Origin of the sequence: Vibrio sp. V43_P6S15P86, from assembly GCF_009904725.1 — a bacterium.
GTDB lineage: Bacteria > Pseudomonadota > Gammaproteobacteria > Enterobacterales > Vibrionaceae > Vibrio > Vibrio diabolicus.
In genome coordinates this window covers 1-3,125 of sequence record NZ_WXWT01000027.1, presented here as the reverse complement: position 1 = coordinate 3,125, position 3,125 = coordinate 1, and the positions used below count along the sequence as shown (strand labels likewise).

At 46.5% G+C, this 3,125-nt stretch carries 2 protein-coding genes; both read left to right on the top strand.

All coding sequences use genetic code 11. The annotated features are described in order from the left end of the window. Nucleotides 1–5 precede the first annotated feature (5 nt). Nucleotides 6–2,603 (top strand): bifunctional aconitate hydratase 2/2-methylisocitrate dehydratase, encoded by a 2,598-nt coding sequence (acnB, locus tag CAG69_RS01405; protein WP_161442354.1) that lies wholly within the window; start codon nt 6–8, stop codon nt 2,601–2,603. Nucleotides 2,604–2,702: 99 nt separating this feature from the next. Further along, nucleotides 2,703–3,071, top strand: a complete 369-nt coding sequence (locus CAG69_RS01400; RefSeq protein WP_012841428.1) for a YacL family protein — start codon at nt 2,703–2,705, stop codon at nt 3,069–3,071. Nucleotides 3,072–3,125 lie beyond the last annotated feature (54 nt).

Here is a 3,125-nt window from a genome sequence, read left to right as displayed (position 1 = left end):
AAGTCGTGCTTGAAGCCTACCGTAAACACGTCGAAGAGCGTGCTGCTGAAGGAGTTGTTCCTAAACCGCTAGACGCAGAACAAGTTGCTGGACTTGTAGAACTTCTGAAAACCCCCCCACAAGGTGAAGAAGAAGTCATTCTTGACCTACTTGAAAACCGTATCCCTCCAGGTGTTGATGAAGCTGCTTATGTAAAAGCGGGTTTCCTAACGGCTGTAGCAAAAGGTGAAGTTAAATCACCACTTGTGAGCCGTGAAAAAGCGGCTGAACTGCTAGGCACTATGCAAGGTGGTTACAACATCGCACCGCTAGTTGAGCTATTGGATGACGAAGCGCTGGCAGAGATTGCTGTAGAAGCGCTGTCTCATACACTTCTGATGTTTGATGCTTTCTATGATGTAGAAGAGAAAGCAAAAGCAGGCAATGCGCATGCACAGAAAGTACTTCAGTCATGGGCTGATGCTGAGTGGTTCCTTTCTAAGCCTAAGCTTGAAGAAAAAGTCACTCTAACTGTATTTAAAGTAACAGGTGAAACGAACACGGATGACCTTTCACCTGCACCTGATGCTTGGTCTCGTCCTGATATCCCAGTGCACGCACTTGCGATGCTGAAGAACGAGCGTGAAGGCATCAATCCTGATCAACCGGGCAATATTGGTCCCATCAAGCAAATTGAAGAATTGAAAGAAAAAGGTCACCAGTTGGTTTACGTTGGTGATGTTGTTGGTACTGGTTCTTCACGTAAATCTGCAACCAACTCAGTACTTTGGTTCATGGGAGATGATATCCCTTACGTTCCAAACAAACGTGCTGGTGGTTATGTGCTTGGTGGTAAAATTGCACCTATCTTCTTCAACACAATGGAAGATGCGGGCGCACTACCAATCGAAGTCGACGTGACTAAGCTCAACATGGGCGATGTTATCGATGTTTACCCATATGAAGGTAAAGTTTGCAACCACGAAACTGGTGAGGTTCTAGCTGAGTTCTCGCTAAAAACAGAAGTACTGATTGATGAAGTTCGTGCTGGTGGTCGTATCCCATTGATCATCGGTCGTGGTTTGACAGACAAAGCGCGTCAATCGCTAGGTCTTGAGCCTTCGGATGTATTCCGTAAACCTGGTGAAATCGCAGATTCTGGCAAGGGTTACACGCTTGCACAGAAAATGGTTGGTAAAGCGTGTGGCGTAGAAGGCATTCGCCCTGGTACCTACTGTGAGCCGAAGATGACGACAGTAGGCTCGCAAGATACTACCGGCCCTATGACTCGTGATGAACTTAAAGACTTGGCGTGTTTGGGCTTCTCTGCTGATCTTGTCATGCAGTCTTTCTGTCACACATCGGCTTATCCAAAACCAGTAGACGTTAACACGCACCACACACTTCCGGACTTTATCATGAACCGCGGTGGTGTATCTCTTCGTCCTGGTGACGGTATTATCCACTCATGGCTAAACCGTATGCTACTGCCGGATACTGTCGGTACGGGTGGTGACTCGCATACTCGTTTCCCTCTAGGTATTTCATTCCCAGCAGGTTCGGGTTTGGTTGCCTTTGCTGCTGCGACAGGCGTTATGCCACTAGATATGCCTGAGTCAATCTTGGTTCGCTTTAAAGGTGAAATGCAACCGGGTATCACACTGCGTGACCTTGTTCATGCCATCCCTTACTACGCGATTCAGCAAGGTCTACTAACAGTAGAGAAAGCGGGCAAGATCAACGAATTCTCTGGCCGTATCCTTGAGATTGAAGGCCTAGAAACGCTAACGGTTGAGCAAGCATTTGAGCTGTCTGATGCTTCTGCTGAGCGTTCTGCGGCAGGTTGTACTGTGAAACTGTCTCAAGAGTCGATCGAAGAGTACCTAAACTCTAACATCGTAATGCTGAAGTGGATGATCTCTGAAGGTTACGGTGACCGCCGTACTATCGAACGTCGTATTACAGCGATGGAAGAGTGGCTAGCAAATCCTGAGCTGATGCAAGCAGATAAAGATGCTGAATATGCACATGTGATTGAAATCGATATGGCTGAAATCAATGAGCCAGTACTATGTGCCCCGAATGATCCGGATGACGCTCGCTTGTTGTCTGAAGTACAAGGCACAGCGATTGATGAAGTGTTCATCGGTTCTTGTATGACGAACATCGGTCACTTCCGCGCTGCTGGTAAGCTGCTAGATAAGTTCAACGGACAGCTTGCAACTCGTCTATGGATCGCTCCGCCAACGAAGATGGACAAGGATCAGCTAACGGAAGAGGGTTATTACGGTATCTTTGGCCGTGCTGGGGTTCGAATCGAAACACCAGGATGTTCACTGTGTATGGGTAACCAAGCGCGTGTTGCAGACAAATCAACAGTGATGTCGACCTCAACGCGTAACTTCCCAAACCGTCTAGGTACTGGTGCGAATGTTTACCTGTCGTCTGCGGAACTAGCTGCAGTCGGTGCAATCCTTGGTAAGATTCCAACCAAAGAAGAGTACTTGGAGTATGCGAAGCAAATTGATGCAACCGCTACAGATACTTACCGCTACTTGAACTTTCATAAAATGGATCAGTACACCAAGAAAGCGGATGAAGTGATCTTCCAAGAGCCTGCATAAGTTTAACTGCACAATTAAAAAGCACCTCAAACGAGGTGCTTTTTTTATGGGCGCAATTCGCTATACTCCGCACCAAATTGATACGAAAAGGCAATCTCGATGGAATTTGAATTCATCCGTAACACGTTGATGGGCGAGTACTACGTAAAATGCAGCATGGGGCATGAGATTGTTGGGCGCTGGCTACAAGAAGAAATTGGCAAAGATCCGATGAAGATTGCTCAGGTTGAAAAGCTAATTGAGCAGTCATTTTCAGCGCCTTCTCAAGAGCATAACCTAACAGGCACGGAAATTAGCTTGATGATTCAGGGCGATGAAGTCCTAGTACAAGAAAACGCATTGGCCCATGACCATGATGTTGAGATGGAAAGTGAATTCGATTTCTACAATGCAGAAAGTACAGCAAGCTGTGGAATAGAGGACTTCATGATTCTTATCGAGCGATGGAAAGACTTTTTGAACATTTAGTGCACAGTTTTGGGTAACTTTCCTTCTGTTGCTTTAAATTTGTGAAAAGGGCGC

Excerpts from the sequence above, each read along its gene's own strand:
- CAG69_RS01400 (WP_012841428.1), top strand. The coding sequence starts at position 2,703 with ATGGAATTTGAATTCATCCGTAACACGTTGATGGGCGAGTACTACGTA.